We start from the raw sequence: 20,265 nt of genomic DNA on the forward strand, positions 1-20,265 counted from the left end.
GACCAAATGGAGAGAGATGGATGAATATACACAGACAAGCGGAGAAGATACCCAGCTGGATCTGGCACAGGGAACGTGAGGGCCGGCGGCATGTCGTACTGGAAAAAACCTTTGTCCTGCATGCCGCGGTTGAGCAGCTTGAGATGAGAATCGCCTGTACGGGAGAAGCCGAGATCAGGCTGAACGATGCCGTGATCGGCCATTTCCCGGAGCATGCCAGGCATACGTCCGCATTTTATCCGGTAGAGGGGCTCCCCGGCGGTTTGGAGCCTGGAGCCTATACGCTCCGAATCGAGCTCCGAAATACGGAGCCGATGCCGATGCATCCCATCAATATGCATCTGCATGACCGCTCGGTGGGATGCATCGCCTACTTGAGCGGAAGCGAAGGCTTATGGCTGGCAACGGATGATACCTGGGAGGCCGGGGACGGTTCGGCAGAGGTGGTATGCGTTTGGGGCGAGGAGCCTTTCGGAGACCTGGATCATGCGCCTCCTTGGTTTATTGCCGGAGGATACGGCGATATCGTGGTCGAGCCTGTTCAAGGCATAAGAGTCATGTCCGCATCCGGAGTGGAAGCGGTCAGCGGCATAGATGGTGTAATTCAGATGAATGGAACAGCCGGAGGGCGAATCGTCCTAGGCGAAGTGGAGTCCCGGAATGAACGGCATATTTTTTATCATCTTCTGAAGCAGGGCGAATGGAAGGAACGCAGGACTCAGCAGAAAGGGCTGGATTTGAGCCGGATGCCGGAGCTGCTGCTGGAATTGCCCCATGAGCTCAATGTGCGGATGCAGGTGACCAACCACGGCGATTCCGAGATCGGTTTGCTGTGGAATGGCGCTGAATCCTTGCAGGAGCTGCGGCATTATGACGGATGCATGACCGAGTGGTTGGCGATTCCGCCGGGGAGCCTGTCGGCAACGAATCCCCAGGGCATGCGGTACGTGCAAATTTACGTAAGCGGGGACGATGGAGGAACATTCCATATCGAGCTCCGATTGGAGGCTGCCGGTGCTGCGCTGAACCAGGCGGGGCAGCTGCAGACGGACAACGACCTTATGCAGCGCATCTATGACGTGTCGGTGCATACCAGCCGGGTCTGCCATCAAATCGGATTGTGGGACGGCATCAAGCGGGATCGCCTGAATTGGGCTTACGATATTTACCTGGCCGCCAAAACCGAATACTCGCTCTGGGACGATTATTCGGTATTGAAGCGGTCGCTCCGGGAGCTGGGGCGGACCCCTTACGGCTATTGGATGAACAATCTCCCCTCCTATACGCTGTGGTGGCTCAGCAGCATATGGGATTACTACTTCGAGACGGGAGACCGCGAATTCGTATGGGAAATCCGGGAGGATCTGCAGCGGCATATCGCTTGGGTGAAGGCGAATGCGGATCCGTGCAGCGGGATTTTCATGCCGGATGCCAGAGAGGCACATTCCTTTATCGAATGGTCGCCCATGGGGACGTCTGAATCGTGGGCGTGCCTGAACGCGATTTATGGCATGACGAAGAGCCAAATGAAACGGCTGGCGGATTACATGCCGGAGCTCGGGCTCCATTGGGATGAACCGCAAGCGGAGCTTAAGGAGGAGCAGTTCATCGGGCCGTCATACGCGCTGCTCACCTCGGTCATCGGCATTAAGAGCGGGTATGTGGGAGAAGACAGCGCACGCAGATTTCTCCTCGACTATCGGCTGAGGGACCCGCTCACGCCATTGTCCGCCTACTGGCTGGCGGAATGCTACTCGGAGTACGGCATGCACGAACGGGCGTGGGCGGTTATCGCTACGGTCTGGGGAACGATGCTGGATGCGGGAGCAACCACTTTCTGGGAGGGGATCAGGCTGACGCCGAGCAGCGATATTCACCATGCCTTGACCACGTATACCGCGTACGATTCCTACCGGATGAGCCTGTGCCACAGCTGGTCGAGCACGCCGGTGGTCTGGATTGCCAGGTATGTCCTGGGGATTCGCGCGCTTGAGCCCGGATATGCCCGCATCGCTTTCGAGCCTCATGCGATCGGAGGGCTCACGGCCGCACGGGGCGTGATTCCAAGTCCCAGGGGCTTGATTAAGGTGGAATGGAAGCTGGAGCATGGCCGCATGATCAAATCAGCTCGCATCGGGGAAGCCGAGCTGGCAGGGAGGGCATGATGAAAGATCACTGGCAAGCGAGCTGGATTTGGGGAGATTGCCCCCCGAATACGGCCAACGTGTATCTGGAAGCGAGAAGGAGCTTTGACTTGCAGGAAGCGCCGATGGCGGGCCGATTGTACGTGTCAGCCAACCAGGAGTACTTGCTCTATGTCAATGGTACCGTGGTCGGGAGGGGCCCTTCACCTGCCGACCAGCAGTGGAAATATTACGACGAGATCGATGTGACCCCGCTGCTTGCGAAAGGTAGGAATGTGCTGGCCATCGTCGCCTACAATTTCGGTTCGACCGATATCGTGACAGGCCAGATGCAAGGGCCGGGGGGATTGATTGCCGAGCTTGAGATCGAGCGCGGAAACGGAGTATTCTGCGTGGCCGCCACGGATGCGGATTGGAAGGTCCGGCGATCGCCAAGATGGATGGCCCAGGTGTCGCGCCAGCATCAGTGGAACGGATTCCGCGAAATTTATCTCGCGCAGCAGGAGGACGGATGGGAGGAATCCGCCTACGACGATTCCTCCTGGAGCGGGGCGGTGGTTATCGCCAAAGCATTGGATCCGGATTCGCCATGGCCGCGACTGCTTCCGCGGGAGATTCCTCCGCTGCACAGGGAATGGGTTAGTCCGGCAGCGATCGTGCGGACCGAGGCCAATTTCGGCGTCAGCCTGGGGGAGTCGGGCATGCTGCCGAATCGCTTAGGCAGCACGGAAGCGTTCGGTTCGCCGGAGCATGCCCCTTTGGGTCATGAAGCGATTGGCTTGCAAGAGGACTCAGCGGGAACAGAAAGAGATCCAGGCGGGTTAGCGGCAGGTACAACGGACTGGACGCTTGATGCCAGCATGCCCGGCTCGCTGCCGGGTGTTGTGTATGACTTTGCTAGCGAAATCGTGGGGTATCCCGAGCTGGAGCTGGACGCGCCTGCGGGCGGCGTGATCCAGCTGTCGTACGGAGAATCGCTGGAGCTGCAATTGTATGACACTTTCATCCTGCGCAAGGGGCGAAATCGGCTGAAGCCCTTTGGCCGCCGGGCTTTCCGTTTCCTTCAGGTTACGGCACAGGCGACGCCGGCCGCGCTGACGATATCGCGCTTCGGCGTCGAATCCGTCCACTATCCGTTTGACGAATCCGGCTTTTTTCGCTGCAGCGATGAGCGCCTGAACCGGATTTGGGAGGTGGGGGCGTATACGACGCTGGTGAACAGCCAGGACCATCTGGAGGATTGTCCGCTGCGCGAGAAGGCGCTGTGGGTTGCCGATGCCGTGGTCATGGGCAAAGTCATCTACCACGCGTTCGGCGACGATCTGCTGCTGCGCAAATGTCTCTTGCAAGGGGCGCGGATTCAGAACGACGACGGCTCCATACCCGGTACCGGCCCGGAACGAAACTCGTTTCTGCTGCCCGATTTCTGCGCGCATTGGTTGTTCGGCGTGCATTCCCACTGGCGGTATACGAAGGACCGCGGTTTCCTGGAAGAAATCTGGCCGGCCATTACGCGGTTGATGGCGTGGTTCGCGCTGCAGGAGGATCGGGAGGGCCTGTTTGCCGGCGCCGACCGACCTGGCTGGTGGTGCTTTATCGACTGGGCCGATTACATCGACCGGCGCGATCGGGTGACGGCCGTCTCCTGCTTCTATTACAAGGCGCTCGGGTTGGCGGCGGAGCTGGCGCAAGATGTTGGACACGGTGAACTGGCAGGGCAGTGGAAAGACCAGGCGGTCCGGCTTCGCGCTGCCATAAGGGAGCGGATGCGGCCCCCTGGCGAGATCGTGTTTGCGGATTGCATCGGATCGGACGGATTATCGAAGCAGATCACGGCTCAGACCAACTTTGCGGCGATATGGTCGGGCCTGATGGACCCGGCGGAAGAGGACCGCTTCCTGGACGAATGGTACGACGGCGGAAAGCTGCCGCCGTTAAAAGGCGCTTTTTTCTATCATGTGGTTCTGGAGACGCTGATGAGCAAGGGGCGCGTAGACCGCGCCCTGGAAATCATAAGAAGCTATTGGGGCGGCATGCTGGACCGGGGAGCGACGACCTGGTGGGAGACGTATGATCCGTCAACGCCGGCCTGTACCGTGCCGAGCGCTTATCAAGGCAATACGCCAACTTATTTAGTTGATCATATTCCCGTGAGCTTTAGTCACGGCTGGGGCGCATCGCCGAGTTATATTTTGACGCAATCCGTGTTGGGCCTTGATTTAAGCAGACTCGGCGATCAGGAGGTATATCTTGCCCCGCATGCCGGTGATCTCGATTGGGCGGAAGGCGCTGTGCCGACGCGCTTTGGCATGATGGAAGCAAGCTGGAAGAGAGAGAAGGGAGGGAAGCTGAAATACGAGCTGACGGTACCGGAGGGAATTACCGTGAAAGCGATCGACGGGACGGACCTTGTGCTTAGAATCAGAGATTAAGGCGATCGGCTTGGAGACGAGCGAATAGGGGTTTGGAAAGGGGGTGAATGGCGTAGAACTGCGGCAACCGTATCATCTGAATCCATTTTGAGGAGGAACAAGCGTGATGAAGTTGAAGAGGCTTAAGACGCTGCTGGTGTATTCCGTCCTGCTGGCGCTCACCCTGCAAGCGTATCCCGCCGGGATCGTGTTTGCGGGCACGTATGATCCGGATTTAAAGGCATCACCCCATGTGCTGAACGTGACGGGTTACACGCCTTCGATTGTCATTGACGATTTTAACGAGCCTGATGCGGTAAACCAGCCGGGTAAATGGACCAGCGGAGCCGGGGCGGAGAAAGTCACCTACGCCGACCGTTATGCCAACGGCCCGAACTCTCCATATGAGGGAAGCCATGTGCTCGAGGTATGGTCGGATGAAGTCAAAGCCTATGAGTGGAGAACAGTATCCAGGACTTTTGATCAGTCGCTCGACTTGTCGGGCGTGAACTATCTGACGTTTGCGGCCAATTGCTACGGGTGGCAGACGGAGGACTATCTGATCAAGGTTACCCTGTTCAGCGGCGAAGATTCCTATGAGAGCATTGCCCAAATCAATCCGAACAGCTGGAGCAAAGTGGCAGTGTCCGTCAAGGATTGGGCCCAGAGGGACCACGTCACCAAGATCGAATTCGCGTTCATGCTCAACTTCGATCACGGCGGACTGAAGCCGGGCGATCCGGGATACGAATTCTGGGGCGGCAATTACCAGATCGATTATCTCAGCGGATCGAACGCCATCGGCATGGATTTTAACGTGGACGGGGAAACGGAAGGGTTTACCGCCCAAGGCGCCGAGGTAGGCGCAGCCGGCGGAGAGCTCCGATTGGCACCGGCGGGTGCCGCTCCCGTATTGCAATCTCCGGTGATCATCCAGGATATCGATCATTACAATACATTAAGCGTCAAATGGAGGAACGAGTCGCCATTCAACAAAGTGAAGGTCGAATGGATTACGGAGGAAAGCCCCGATTGGGATGACACGAAGTCGGAGGTGTTCGACATCGAAGCGAATAACAGCCAATCCGTTGAACAGGAATTTAATCTGTCGCTGCATCCGGAGTGGAGCGGCAGCCTGAAGCAGTTCCGGTTGACGTTCTTGAGCGACGGAGGGGCAAGCACGGGAGAAGTCGGCATCGATCAGATCCGATTCAAACAGCTGGCACCGATCGAGGTTTTCCCCGGGGAGCTTACGAGGCATGAGATCGCGGCCTCCCGGGATCGGATCGTGATCGAGGGCGCATTAAAGCCCGGGGAAGCGGAGCTTTATGAAGGCGGAGAGCTCCAATTGTTTGAGCTGCAGCCCTATGAATCCGAAAGGGATCTGGCGAATCGAGAGCCGATTGCCGAACAGGGGATTCAAGGACAATTTATGTTTGAGCTGGACCTGGCAGGAGAAGAGGGACGTACCCGACTGCAATCCAAATTTGCGGTCGCGGCCCTGCTTCCGGACGGATCGCTGGAGCTCGTGGACCGCGCCAAATACGTGAGCAACCCCGAGGTGCTTGCACCGAATACGTATCCGTTCCCTGTGGCGAAGAGCAAGAAGGGGCTGCAGGTGCAGATGGTCGGCGATGCGGAGGACCTCGGCATCAGCCATGCGGCGCTGAACGTGGATTACAATAACGCCCTGTACATGAACGGGGCCGTCAATCCGGCCAATACGTTCGAATATTCCTACGAAGGGGAGACCTTCTACTTCAAGAAGGATTGGATCGAGGAGCGGGATAATTCCATCAAGAGTTTGTCCGACAACGGGGTGACGGTATCCCTGATCCTCCTCATGTATAAGGGGGGAATGGACGATACCACGCCTAACCGGTATTTGCTCCATCCGGATGCCACGGAAGGCATCGTCTATGCATTTAACACGACGGATGAGCTAGGGACGAAGTATTATAAAGCCATCACCGCTTTCCTGGCGGAGCGCTACTCGCGCGAGGACGAGAAATACGGCAGAGCCGTCAATTACATCGTTGGCAACGAGGTGGACGCCGGGGAGACCTGGTACAATATGGGCAACGATAAAACGGTCAGGGAATTCGTTGAGGACTATGCCCGGACCGTGAGAATAACGAATACCGTCGTAAAAAGCTTTTACAGCAACGCCAGAGTGTATATTTCGCTGACGCATAACTGGGATCAGCAGCTGCCGTCCACGCAGATTGGCTCGTTCGACGGCCGATCGATCATCGATACGCTTCAGGCGGAGATCGCCGCAGCGGGCGACATTCCGTGGCATATCGCCTATCATCCTTACCCGGAAAACTTGTTCGATCCGAGAGCTTGGGTTGCGCCGCAGTCGCTCGAGCAGTTCGATACGCCGAAAATCACGTTTAAAAACCTGCACGTCCTCGTGGATTACATGAAGCAGCCGAAGTTCATGTACGGCAACGAGGCGCGCCGGATTATCCTGTCCGAGCAGGGCTTCCACAGCGGCGACAATTCGCCGGAAGGCCAGCAGCTGCAGGCGGCAGCTTATGCGTACGCCTATTACATTACGGACTTCCTGGACGGCATCGACTCCTTCATTCTGCACCGGCATGTGGACCATGCCGAAGAGTATGGCTTGAATCTCGGATTATGGACGCATGATCCGGATACGAGCAGGGGCGCCAACACTCCTGCGGAGCACAAGCTGGTGTACGATGTCTTTAAGTATATCGATACGGAACGTTCGCTGGAGGTGACGGAATTCGCGAAGCCGATCATCGGCATCGCCGACTGGCAGGCTATCGCGCCATCCTTCGATGCCGGCAAGCTTGCTCGGCGGGAGATACCGGATACGGCACCAGCGGCCGTCCTTCCCCCGGAGCGGCTGGAGGGCGCGGAAATGCTGTTTGATTTTGAGAACGGCGATGAGGGCTGGACCCATGCAGAGTATGTATCCGGCGTCGAAACCGATGCTTCCGTCACCTGGAGCGGCAGTCAAACGCTCAAGGCCACGGTGATGACCAGAGAGCAGCTGGGCGACAGCAAAGGCATCGCCAAGCGGTTCGACGAGCCGCTGGATGCCGAGGGCAAACCCTACCTGTTCTTTGGCATCAATCCTTCGAACGGGCCTGCGGCCGAATCCTATACCGTTAGGGTAAAGGTGTACAGCGATCAGCATGTGCTGGAAGCAGAGGCGAATGTTCCGCCCAAACAGTGGAGCAATCTGGCGGTTAACTTAGGGGATTGGGCCTTTAAGGACCGGATTACCAAAATCAAAATCGGGCTTGTCCCTGCAAGCCGGGTGCATTGGCAAGGAGGATATTTCCATGTGGACGACATCGGATTAGCCAACGGCATGGAGGCTGCGGAGCTTACCGCCGCTTTGACGCCGGAGCAGCCGGATGGCAACGACGGCTGGTACCGAAGCCCGGTAACCGTGAAGCTCGGCGCAGCGAATGGCATGCCGGACGGCTACGGCATTCAGTATCGCGTGAATGACGGAGAATGGCAGACGTACGGTTCTGAAATCATCATGAATACGGACGGGATTCATGGGCTGGACTATCGGACGATGAGTCCAGCCGGGGAACCGGGTTCCATCAAGTCGTTGACCTTGAAGATCGACCAGACCGCGCCCGTGGCGAGCGTAACGGCGGATCCGGTTAAGTTGTGGCCACCTAACCAGAGGTTGGTCCAGGTCACGGCTTCCGTCGACGCCAGCGATTCGGGCTCGGATATCGGTTCCGTCGTGCTGTCCTCCATTACAAGTAATGAGGAGCTGCAAGCGGAGGATATTCAGGGTGCGGAGCTGGGCACGATGGATACCTCATTCAGCTTGCGCGCGGCAAGATCGGGTGCAGGTTCCGGCAGGATCTACACGATCACTTACACGGTCACGGATCAAGCCGGCAATGAAACCGCGGCCGTGACCCAGGTGAACGTGCCGCATGATCAATCGAATCCATGATGGATGGATTCTAACGCCCGATAGACAGTCTGGAAGGGGAGAGGCAACGTGCTTACGATACAAAAACCGCTTGTGCATGGTCTGGAGAATCCATTGGGGCTGGATGTGTCTTCTCCCCGTTTTTCCTGGCTGCTGGAGAGCGATCGGCGCGGAGAGGCGTGCACGGCTTACAGGGTGAGGGTGTCCCTTTCCGCGGAGGGTCTCTCTAACAGGGACGAAGATTTGGCGTGGGACAGCGGCAGGCGAAGTGGCCAAAGCCTAAGCCTCCTGTATGATGGTCCGCCGCTGCAGAGCAATACGCGTTACTGGTGGCGGGTTACGGTCTGGGACCGTCAGGGTACGGAAAGCGAAAGCGTACCGGCATATTGGGATACGGGCTTGTTTCCCGGCGATTGGAGTGCCGAATGGATATGGCGGTCCGAGGAGATGAAGCTTAATGATTTTGCCTATTTCCGCAAATCCTTTGATCTCCGGGGAGCCGTTGCGCGGGCCAAAATATTCGTATCCGCCCACCATGTATTCCAATTGTTCGTCAACGGACAACGGGTTGGAGGCTATGGTTCACCCGCACCGACGGGGGTGCCTCACCGCAAATATTATTTGGCTTATGATGTGGCCCCCCTCTTGTCGACCGGTGCCAACTGCATCGGCGTTGCCGCTCATTATTTGGGCGGAAGCGGCCAGAACTATGTGAACGGCGTCCCGGGAATGCTGCTCCAGCTGCACGTGGAGCATGAGTACGGGACGGAGCAACTGGTTGTATCGGATCTGACATGGCAGGCCTTAAGGCAGATTCCGCATCGCATCGGGTCTCCTTATCAGCAGAACCGCCGCTTATCGTCCATAGAGGACTATGACGCGGCTCTTCTGGAACCGAACTGGCTGCAGCCCGATGTTGGAGAGGAACACTGCAGTTCGGTTGTTCTTGCTCATCCATCCGCGCAGCAATGGTCACTCCATTGGCAGCAGCTCCCTGAGGCGGAAGAGCTGGAGTCTATCATTCCATCCGTGGCAGCGGCGCCGTCGTTCGTAAACGGGGAAGAGGGGCTCATTCAGGTATTCGACGCTGGTAAAATCATATCGGGCTGGCCGCAGTTGGCCTTGCCCGGTATGGCAGGCGTCACGGTACGGCTGCGGTACGCCGAAACGCTCGATGGCGACGGGCGGGTCGTTCATCAAGTGTGCAACGAGACTTCGCATCATTATTACGACCTGTATACGATGCATGGACGCGGAGGGATCGAATATTGGCAGCCGGATTTCAGCTTTAAAGCCTTTCGTTATGTGGAGGTTACCGGCTATCCGCAACCGATTGAGGAAGGCCAGCTGCGAATTTGCTCAGCGGGTACGGCCATGGCACGGACGGGACACTTTCGGTGTTCGTCTGACTTCTTAAACAAGCTGTACGACGTTTGCCTGCAGACGCAGCGCAACAATGTGCTGGGCCAGGTGGTCGATTGCCCGCATCGGGAACAGGCGCAGTATCTCGCGGATACCGATCTCCAAGCCGAGACGCTGCTCTATAACTTCGATGCCTATCCGGTATTGGATAAGACGCTGCAGGACTTTGCGGACGGCCAATTGGAAGACGGCTCCTTCCCTTTTGTGTTCCCATCGAACTACGAGCATCCAGACTTTTTCATTCAAATCCCGGAATGGGACCTGCATTATGCGACCTTGCTGTGGAAGCTTTACCAGTTTAGCGGAGATACGGAGCTGCTCTTGCGATATTATGAACCGCTCCGGGTCATGATCGAGGGTTATCTATCGCTGATATCGCCAGCAACAGGCCTGATTCCGGTCGGCCGCGGATGGCATATTAGCGATTGGCCCTACCCGACGGTTGAGCATGAAGGCGAACATCTGACCGTGCAGCAGATCAAGGCATGGCAGGCGTTGCGCATACTGTCCGAAGCCGCTGCCTTGCTGAACCGGGCAGATGACAGTGCAGCGTATGCTGCCTATGCGCAGAAGCTGCAAGTCAGCGTCCTGAATGGGCTGTACGATGCTTCCGGCAAGCTGCTGCATGACAGCTCGGGATCGACTGCCACCCACCAAGGCGTTAATGCGTTGGCATTATATGCGGGGCTGCTGCCGCAAAAAGACCGGGAGGCTGCATTGAAGGCCGTGGCAGGCAAACCGTGGGAGAGCAAGACCGTCTTGTCGCTCCCGCTGCTCCGTCTTTTGTTCGAGGAAGGATTACAGGATCAGGCCTACCATTTGCTGAGTAAACCGGATTATCCGGGGTGGGGCTACATGGTTGCGCAAGGCGCCGAGACCATGTGGGAAGGCTGGGATGATATCGAGTCCCATTGCCATGCATGGAACGGTTATCCCGCCCGCTTGCTGCAGGAGTATGTCTGCGGAATTCAAAGCGGAGCTCCCGGGTTCGCGACGGCACGAATTCGCCCCTTTTTCGCGCCGGATCTGGACTTTGCCGAGGCTTCCGTTTCCACCGTAAGAGGCAATATCGCCGTACGGTGGGAGCGGGTCAGCGAATCCGGCATTCGGATGCGGCTTGAGCTGCCCTGCACGATGAGCGCTACCGCTGCATTGGCATCACCGAGCTCCCGCCCCATTACCGGTCTCCTGATCGATGGTGTAGAGATATGGAAAGGAGCAGCTTCAAGCTGTATGCCGGACGGCATCGTTCGCTGCGGCCTGGACGATAGCATGCTTGAACTTGAGCTGCTGTCGGGACGTTATGAGTTAACGGTTCGCTATTAGGCAGCGTTGTGCTTGCGGCCGACCAGCTTCAGCAATTCCATTAGCCCTATTTACAGGCAACGGCCATACCATACATGTAAACCTTAGTAGGGGAATCGGTCATCTGGATGACTGATTCCCTTTATTTGTTAGAGCTAGATGCTGCTGGAGAAAACCCGCTTGAGCCGCAAAATTCATGATGAAAACAGGTCAAAATATGGTTGACGAGAAGGAGCCTCAATACTACAATAAATGATGCAAACGTTTCCATTGTAATCGCTTTCATCTATTTTTGTTTCATTCTATATTTCGAACATATTCTCTAACTCTTGTCAGTAATTGTCGTACTTTACTTGATGGAAGCTCAAACCTGTTTATGCAAGCGTTTGCGCAATGATTGGCATCAACATCGTACCAGCTGTACCTAATCCAAGAACAGAAGGAGGTTATTTGTTTCATGAGAATGACGGTTTCAAGCAAACGAACGTGGTCCATCATCATGATTGTTTCGCTGATTTTCTCCATGCTCGGCATTCCGCCATCAACGGCCGATGCCAATAGCGCGCCAAGCCAGGTTACGCTGGTAGGGACTCTGCAATCCGAATTAGGCCATAGCGGGGATTGGGATCCGGCTGCCGCCGCGACAACCATGAACGATATGGGGAACGGAGAATACAGGTTCACCGGCAGCTTGCCCGCGGGATCGTACGAATACAAGATCGCGATCGACGGCAAGTGGGACGAGAATTACGGCTCCGCCCATTATTCCAATCCGAGCGGAGCAAACAAGGATGGCAACATCCTCATAGAGCTCGCTCAAGATTCCCAGGTTACCTTTTATTACAATCATGGGACGCACCGGATCGCGGATTCTACATACTACGCTCCGATCGAGGCGGATAAGCTTCCCCGAGTGATCGGCAGCTTCCAATCGGGCATCGGCGAAGCGGCCGACTGGTCGCCTGCGGATGCGAGATTAATCATGCAGGATTCCGATTATGACCATGTATACACGGTGACGGCCGACGTGTACGAAGGGGATCATGAGTACCAAATCGCTTTGGGCAGCGATGCGGCAAGTCCGGTTCACCCCGCTAATCGGGAGGCCCTTCAGCTGCCGCAGGATGTTAAGGTTACGTTCAGCTACGATGCGGCCAATCACGGCGTTGCCGCTCATTTCACGGTACCCGCCGATCCGGGAACGCCGGTGCCGGCTAACCATCTGCGCGTCCATTACAACCGGGCTGACGCGAATTACGGGAGCGTCGGACTGTGGATATTCGATGACGTCGCATCTCCGTCCGCCAATTGGCCGGCAGGCGCAACGCCATTCCCTGGCGGGCAGCAGGACGCCTACGGGGCCTTCGTCGACATACCGCTCAAGGACGGCGCGCAAAAAGTCGGCATCGTCGTTGTCGATCGCATCAGCGGCAATAAAGACGGCGGCGACAAGAAATTCACCCTAGCCTCGCCGGACATGAACGAAGTCTGGCTCAAGGAAGGCTCCGATACGGTATACAGCTTTGAGCCTGTTGACCTGCCGGCGGATACCGTTCGCATCCACTATCAACGTCAGGATCAGAACTATGATCCGTACGGTTTATGGTTATGGGGCGACGATGTCGCTGCGCCTTCGAAAGACTGGCCGACGGGGGCTACCATGTTCCCTTCAGGCCAAACCGACCGATATGGCGCTTATGTAGACATTCCAATGAAGCCGGGGGCCCAGAAGATTAACTTCCTCGTGCTGGATCCGGCCAAAGGAGACGCCGGCAAAGACGGAGGCGACAAAGGCTTCACCCTGGTAGACCGATACCAGCATTTGTTCATTCAAGAAGGCGACAACACCGTCTACACATCTCCGTATGGGGAAGTGCCTACCGGGTTGGTCTCGGCCGAGGTATTGGCTCCCGGAAAGCTCCAGCTCGGATTTACCATGACCGATGGTTTGGAAGCGGATACGCTGAAGAATGAGCTGCAGATTAAGAATAAGGACGGCCATCCGGTTGCCATTCAAAACGTGAAGATTACCGGAAACACGACCATCGAAGTAGCGGCATCATTTCAGCTGGATCAGATACCGCTAAGCGTAACTTACGCCGGAAAAACCGTATCCGCCTCCACCGGCTGGAGAATGCTGGATGAGATGTACGCTTACGACGGCGATGACCTCGGGGCGACTTATCAGGCTGGAGGAGCCGAGCTTAAACTGTGGGCACCGACGGCGACCGAAGTCACCGCAAAGGTGTACAGCAAGGATGATGCCACGCAGTTTATCGGCAATGTCGCCCTCCAAAAGGGTGATAAAGGGGTATGGTCGGTTCGGTTGAAGCCGGGAGACCTCGGCATCCAAGATTTTAGAGGATATTTCTATCAATATGAAGTGACCAACAACGGCGTGACGAAAACCGTGCTGGATCCATATGCCAAATCCATGGCGCAATTCAGAGTGAATACCAAGGGCGAAGTTGGACCGGACGGCGATATCGTCGGCAAAGCCGCGATCGTCGATTTGAGTCAAACGGACCCCGCCGGCTTGGATTTTGCGGACATTCCGGGCTACGAGCAGCGGGAAGACGCCATCATCTGGGAGATTCACGTCCGGGATTTCACGTCGGATCCGACGATTGAGAATGACCTGCATAACACGACTTGGGGATCCTACGACGCGTTCAAAGAGAAGCTCGAATACATCAAGTCCCTGGGCGTCACCCATGTTCAGCTGCTGCCCGTGATGGCTTGGTATTACGGTGACGAAGCGGCCATGAAGAACAGGGAGCTGGATTATTCGGCCAAAGACAATGAGTACAACTGGGGGTATGACCCGCACAGCTATTTCTCCCCTGACGGAGCTTACTCCGAGGATCCAACGGATCCCGAGCTTCGCATCAAAGAATTGAAGGCGATGATCAACGCCATTCACGAGGCCGACATGGGCGTCGTATTGGACGTGGTCTACACCCATATGGCCAAGGCGGATTTCTTGAATGATATTGTGCCGAACTATTATGCATTCCAGGATGCCAACGGCAATTTCATCGGCGGCTTCGGCAACAATCTGGCGACCAACCACAAGATGGCCGAGAAGCTGATGGTGGATTCGGTGAAATACTGGTTCGACGAATACAAAATCGACGGCATGCGCTGGGACATGATGGGCGACGCCACCTATGAGGCCGTGCAGAAAGCCTATGATGCCGCTGCAGCCATCAACCCGAAAGCGCTGTTCATCGGCGAGGGCTGGGTCACGTTCGGCGGTCATCTATCGGATCCCTCCCTGGCAGGCAAGGGCGCGGACCAGAATTGGATGGATAAAACGGACGACGTCGGCGTTTTCTCCGACGAGTTCCGCAACGAGCTGAAATCCGGCTTCGGCAACGAAGGCGAGCCGCGATTCATTACGGGCGGCGCGCGCGACATCCAAACCATTTTCAACAATATCAAGGCGCAGCCGAGCAACACGAAGGAAGATGATCCGGGTGACATGGTTCAATACATTGAAGCCCATGACAATTTGCCGCTATACGACATCATTGCGCAGTCCATCAAGAAGGACCCGTCGATTGCAGCGAATGATCTGGAGATCCATAAGCGCATTCGCCTGGGCAACCTGCTCACCTTGACCTCGCAAGGAACGGCTTTCCTCCATGCAGGACAGGAGTACGGGCGGACCAAGCAATGGCTGGGCCCAGGGGTTCCCGAGCAGAAATACCATGAATTAGAGGACGAGGCAGGAAACCGCTTCGGTTATTTCATCCATGATTCCTACGACTCCTCCGATGCCATCAACATGTTCGATTGGGAGAAAGCGACGGATGAAGCCAAATATCCGGAGAATAACAAGACGCGGGAATATACGGCCGGACTGATCGAGTTAAGAAAATCGTCCGACGCTTTCCGTCTCGGCGATCAGTCGATGGTGAATTCGAACGTAACGCTGCTGCAGATTCCCGAAGTAAAGGCGCAGGATCTGGTCATTGCATATAAGAATAAAGCGACGGACGGAACCGGCCATTATTATGTGTTCGTTAATGCGGATAACCAGTCGAGAACGCTTACGCTAAGCGAAGATCTGAGCTCCGGCACGGTGGTGGTCGATAACGATGAAGCCGGCACGACCGGCGTCAAAGCGAAGTCCGGCTTCACGTTAACCTCCGGCTCGATCACGCTTGAGCCTCTGACGGCCGTTGTGATCAAGACGGACGCCGCGGCGTCCGTACTCCGCGCGATATCGGTAGATCAAGGAAGTTACTCTTTGCAGACCGGTAAGACGCATCAAACCGCGGTATACGCTGAATACGAGGACGGCAGCAAACGAGCCGTAACGAAACAAGCAACCTATGCATCCAGCAACCCGCAGGTTGCTTCGGTAACGGCCGCAGGCGTGGTGAAGGGAGTCGCGGAAGGAACGGCGGTCATAACCGTTTCCTATCGGGGGTTCCAGAAAGAGATTACCGTAACCGTTACAGCCGATGAAGTGGACAATAAACGGTATGTGCAGCTTAACTACATTCGGCCGGATCAGGATTATGCGGATTGGAATTTGTGGGTTTGGAATACGGGGGTAAAGAACGATCAGATCGACTTTGAAAAGATAGAGAATGGCGTGGCTACCGTAAAGATTGAGGTGGCACCCGAAACAACAGGCGTTGGTTTCGTTCTGCGCAAAGGAACGAATTGGGATACGGCCAAGCAGGATATCCCGGATGACCGAATCATTCCGCTTCAGCCAGGCGAGGCCTTCACGAAAGTGAATGTGACCAGCATGGTGCATGAGCTGGAGATTTTGCCGAGCATTGCGGGGCCGACGCTTGAAGGCGGTAACATTACGTTCCATTACCGGGACGATCAATTGTTCAGGGACGGCCGGATGGATAGCATCTCTGACGTGAAAGTGAAGATTAACGGGAAGCTGGAAACGATGGCCTATGTTCCTGACAAGGAATGGTTCAGTTATACGCTTAAGGGCGTTGCTCCCGGAACGTATGATTACACGTTTATCGTCAATCATAACGGAACCACGAAGGAAGTCACCGACCCGAAAAACACGGTGAACGGAAAGTCGCAGGTGGTTTACCGCGATCCGACCGTGACCATCGGGGCGAAGGTAACCCCTGGTTCCATCTCTTATGATGAAAATGCGGTGCTAAAATTGAATGTAACCTCTTCGGAGCCCGTTGCTTACAAGGAAGCGTTCGTCGACCTGACGGAACTGGGAGGACCAGCCCGAGCGAAGGTTGATACAGAGCTGCTTGAGCACAGCATTGCCGTAAAGGATACGGTCACGGCCGGCAGCAAGAAAATTGGAATCACGCTAGTCGACCAATACGGCAATAGGCATACCGGCGGAGCCGCGGTAACGGTGAAGCCAAGAATCGCAGGCGGCAAACTCGATTTCGATTGGGACGAGGCGCGCATTTATTTTGTGCTGACCGACCGTTTCATGGATGGGGATGCCTCCAACAATGCGAATGTTGACAAGGATCACCCGGAAGCCTATCATGGCGGGGATTTCAGAGGACTGATCGATAAACTCGATTACATCGAGGATCTGGGCGTGAACACGCTGTGGATCACGCCGATTGTGGATAACATCGATTTCAATCAGGGTGCAGGCTTCGGCGGCAAGCAATATGCGTATCACGGCTATTGGGCCAAAGATTTTACGAAGATCGATGAACATTTGGGCGATCTGGATACTTTTAAGGAGCTTATCGATAAGGCGCATGACCGGGGCATCAAAATTATGGTGGACGTCGTGGTCAACCATACGGGATATGGCCTGAAGCCGGGAGACAGTGCGCCCGGTATCACGCAGGAAGATAAGGACCGGTTTAAAGGTATGCTTCGTACAGACGGTCTGTCGGCCGATACGGACCCGATCAAAGGTGAATTAGCGGGGCTTCCTGATTTCATAACGGAGAATCCGGCTGTTCGCCAGCAGATCATCGATTGGCAGGCAAGCTGGCTGGAGCGTGCCAAAACCGACCGCGGGGACACGATCGATTACTTCCGCGTGGATACGGTGAAGCACGTGGATGAAACGACATGGAAGGCGTTCAAAAATGCGCTGACCCACCTCGATCCGAGCTTCAAAATGATTGGCGAATATTTCGGAGCAACGGTTGACAGCGATGGCGGAACGCTTCAGAGCGGACAGATGGACAGCTTGCTGGACTTCGGTTTCAAAGGAAAGGCCAAGGAATTCGTGAACGGCAGCGTGGAATCGGTTGAGGCCTACCTGGCTGACCGCGAATCGAAGCTGGATAACACCCGAATGATGGGGCAATTCCTAAGCAGTCATGACGAGGATGGCTTCCTGTCCCACTACGTGGATGGCGACAAGGCAAAGCTGATGGCGGCCGCAGCGCTGCAAATTACATCCAAAGGCCAGCCGGTCATCTATTATGGCGAAGAGCTTGGGCGCTCCGGTAAGAATGCCGGTAAAATGGAAAACGGCGAATTTTCCGAGAACCGCGGCGATATGCCATGGGACCAACTGGAGGCCGAGAAGAAGCTGCTCACGCATTACCAGAAGCTCTTGAACATTCGAGCGGCAAACTCGAAAGTATTTTCAAAAGGAACGCGCGCATCCATTGCGGCTTCGAATGCGGATGGTTATATCGCATTCGACAAGCAGTATAACGGAGAGCATATCGTTACCGCGATTCATGTGAAGAACGAACCGAAAGAAGTCGTCCTGCCTGTGCCGTTTAAGGCGGGCAGCAAGGCGAAGGACTTGTACGGCGGCAGCGTGTATAACGTAACGGCCGATCAGAAAGTCACGCTAACGCTCCCTGCCATGTCGGATGGCGGTACCGTCATTCTGGCTGCAGTGCCAGCTGAAGGCGGCGGCAACGGCAGCAACCCCGGCAATGGAAACGGAAGCGGAGGAGCAGGCGGCAATCCGCCTACCGATCCGGGAACGAAGCCAAATCAGGGTCAGCGGATCGTTAACGAAGAATCGCTGCGCGGCGGGCAAGAGAAAGTAACGATTCAGCTCGGTGCCGAGGATATCGAAGTTCTCCTGCCGCTGACGGCAGGGGATATTCTGGGGGCGAAGCCGCTGGAGCTGAAGCAGGACGGCGTGATGGTACAGCTTACGTCCGCGCTGCTCAAAGCGCTGCGCCAGCTCGTACCGGCCGAGCAGGCTAAGGATGCGGTCATCTCGTTTAAGCTGAAGGAGGTTGGAACGCAGACAGCCGCCTCTCTCGTAGCCAAAGCAGCTGCTGCCGGGAAGGCTAAACTGAAGCAGGGCAGCAAGATGTACGAATTAGATCTTAACGTCCGTACGAAAGACGGCAAGGCATATAAGCTGGAGCATTTCATAGCACCTGTAACGATTGCTTTTCCCGTCGACAGCGCCATTCACGGCGAGCTGGCCGGCATCTACGGCATTTCGGAATTGGGACAATTGAAATATGCCGGCGGCAAGCCGGTAAACGGGCAGCTGACGGCTGAAGTCAGTCAATTGAGCTGCTATGCCGTGCTGGAATACGACAAATCGTTTGCCGACCTTACCGGCCATTGGGCGGAGCAAGCGGTAAAAGAGTTGACAGCCAAGCATATTGTGAATGGCACCAGCGATACGAAATTCAGTCCGCATCAGCCGCTGACGCGCGCGCAGTTCGCCGCGATGCTCGTTCGTGCCCTGGGCCTTAAAAGCACGCAAGACACGACCTTCACGGATGTGGACGGCGATGCATGGTATGCTTCCGCGGTTGCGGCGGCTTCCCAGCACGGGCTGGTGAACGGCAGAGGCAAGGAGACGTTCGCGCCGAACGCGTCCATCACCCGCGAGGAGCTGGCTGTGATGCTTTATCGTGCTTATCAGACCAAGGGAGACGCTTCTTCTTTAGAGGAAGCACCGGAACTGAAAGATAAGCAGCAAATTTCTTCATGGGCACTCCAAGAAGTGAATGAAGCCTTGGCCCTTGGCTTGATGAAGGGGCATGCCAATGGCATGTTTACGCCTCAAACCAAGACCACCCGTGCGGAAAGCGCACAAGCCATGCTGAATCTGTTGGAACGACTGCAGTAATTCCGACCATCCGCCGATTCGTGCAACGCTGGAATGGGGTTAGAGAGACGATTCGGGCGGGAATGACATGGTGTCGAGTCGCATTATAGCAATCTCTCGGAAACGCAAGGAGCCTGGACATGGATACATGACCAGGCTCCTTTTTCGTCCATACAGTCGGGGTTCCAACCTGAACTTTGGCGTAGATTCAAGTTTCACTAGATGACGGCTGAGGGGGTTTGGAGCCGGATGATCTCCTTCATGAGCTTTTTCAGCATGGCGGATGCTTTGACCTTAATAGGCAGGCTGTCCGAGACATGAATCTGGTAAGCGCCTTGCATAATGGCATCCTTGAGCTCGGCAGCGGATTCGCAAGGCATTTGCAGCTCGTTATAGACGCTTCCGAATTGGAGGCATTGATGCGTATCGCTTCCCGCCGTAACAGGTTTGCCGAGATCGGCGGCGAAACGTTGAACCTGATCTTGATTGGCTTCGCTGCCGTATTGGTACATATCCTTGGCATTGAGATCAAAGGCGTCCAGGCGGCTCAACTGGCTGCGCGTGAGATGGCGGAGCGGCGTGCTCTCCCGGAACGGATGGGCTCCGATCTTGAGCAGCGGGAAGCCTTCGGCCAAGTCCATCAGATCATCGAAAGGGATGAAGGAGCCCTTCTCCGTATATCCGTCCAGGCGACGGCGGGTTTCCAGAATGAACTCCTTCCGGCCGATCAGCAGAATGTGGCCGGTTTCCCGGATGTCCACTTCCATCCCCGGAAAGATCTTCAATCCGCCTGCATCGTAGTATTCGCCATTATAGGGAAACATGCTGTCAAGCTGCCGGTACACCTCGTCAAAATGGCGCGTGTTAAAATGCTCGGTCAAAGCGAGCGCATCAAGTCCGTTGTCCAGCGCCTCCCGGATCATCTCCTCATAATAATTTTTAGAGAAATCGGACGCTTTGGACAATTTGGCGTGGGTATGGAGATCAATTTTCATATTCGAACACTCCTTGTCAAAGTCAGTA

General features: G+C 55.8%; 6 protein-coding genes. 5 read left to right on the top strand and 1 reads right to left on the bottom strand.

What is annotated here, in order from left to right; genetic code table 11:
* The first annotated feature begins 20 nt into the window (after window positions 1-20).
* The 5 genes from MHH82_RS01785 to MHH82_RS01805 all read left to right on the top strand — a co-directional run bounded on the left by MHH82_RS01785 (window position 21) and on the right by MHH82_RS01805 (window position 19,263).
* Window positions 21-2,165 carry an alpha-L-rhamnosidase C-terminal domain-containing protein gene (locus MHH82_RS01785; protein ID WP_340962767.1) on the top strand — a complete coding sequence of 715 codons (2,145 nt, stop codon included), beginning with the start codon at window positions 21-23 and terminating at the stop codon, window positions 2,163-2,165.
* Window positions 2,162-4,576, top strand: a complete 2,415-nt coding sequence (locus MHH82_RS01790; RefSeq protein ID WP_340962769.1) for an alpha-L-rhamnosidase-related protein — start codon at window positions 2,162-2,164, stop codon at window positions 4,574-4,576. Before MHH82_RS01785 ends, MHH82_RS01790 begins: the two co-directional genes overlap by 4 nt.
* Before the next feature lie 106 nt (window positions 4,577-4,682).
* Window positions 4,683-8,516 (top strand): DUF5722 domain-containing protein, encoded by a 3,834-nt coding sequence (locus MHH82_RS01795; RefSeq protein ID WP_340969784.1) that lies wholly within the window; start codon window positions 4,683-4,685, stop codon window positions 8,514-8,516.
* A gap of 48 nt (window positions 8,517-8,564) precedes the next feature.
* Window positions 8,565-11,243: a family 78 glycoside hydrolase catalytic domain gene (locus MHH82_RS01800; protein WP_340962771.1), complete on the top strand. Its 2,679-nt coding sequence runs from the start codon at window positions 8,565-8,567 to the stop codon at window positions 11,241-11,243.
* Window positions 11,244-11,679: 436 nt separating this feature from the next.
* Window positions 11,680-19,263: a pullulanase gene (locus MHH82_RS01805; protein ID WP_340962773.1), complete on the top strand. Its 7,584-nt coding sequence runs from the start codon at window positions 11,680-11,682 to the stop codon at window positions 19,261-19,263.
* Between the two features lie 197 nt (window positions 19,264-19,460).
* On the opposite strand, the gene MHH82_RS01810 is transcribed toward MHH82_RS01805, so the two are convergent.
* A complete protein-coding gene (locus tag MHH82_RS01810; protein WP_340962775.1) occupies window positions 19,461-20,237 on the bottom strand; it encodes a PHP domain-containing protein in 777 nt (258 codons plus the stop codon).
* Window positions 20,238-20,265 lie beyond the last annotated feature (28 nt).

The organism is Bacillus sp. FSL K6-6540, assembly GCF_038007545.1.

Bases quoted from the DNA above. Each gene is read 5' to 3' on its own strand.
- MHH82_RS01785 (WP_340962767.1), top strand. From the start codon at position 21: ATGAATATACACAGACAAGCGGAGAAGATACCCAGCTGGATCTGGCAC.
- MHH82_RS01810 (WP_340962775.1), bottom strand. From the start codon at position 20,237: ATGAAAATTGATCTCCATACCCACGCCAAATTGTCCAAAGCGTCCGAT.
- MHH82_RS01805 (WP_340962773.1), top strand. From the start codon at position 11,680: ATGAGAATGACGGTTTCAAGCAAACGAACGTGGTCCATCATCATGATT.
- MHH82_RS01795 (WP_340969784.1), top strand. From the start codon at position 4,683: ATGAAGTTGAAGAGGCTTAAGACGCTGCTGGTGTATTCCGTCCTGCTG.
- MHH82_RS01790 (WP_340962769.1), top strand. From the start codon at position 2,162: ATGATGAAAGATCACTGGCAAGCGAGCTGGATTTGGGGAGATTGCCCC.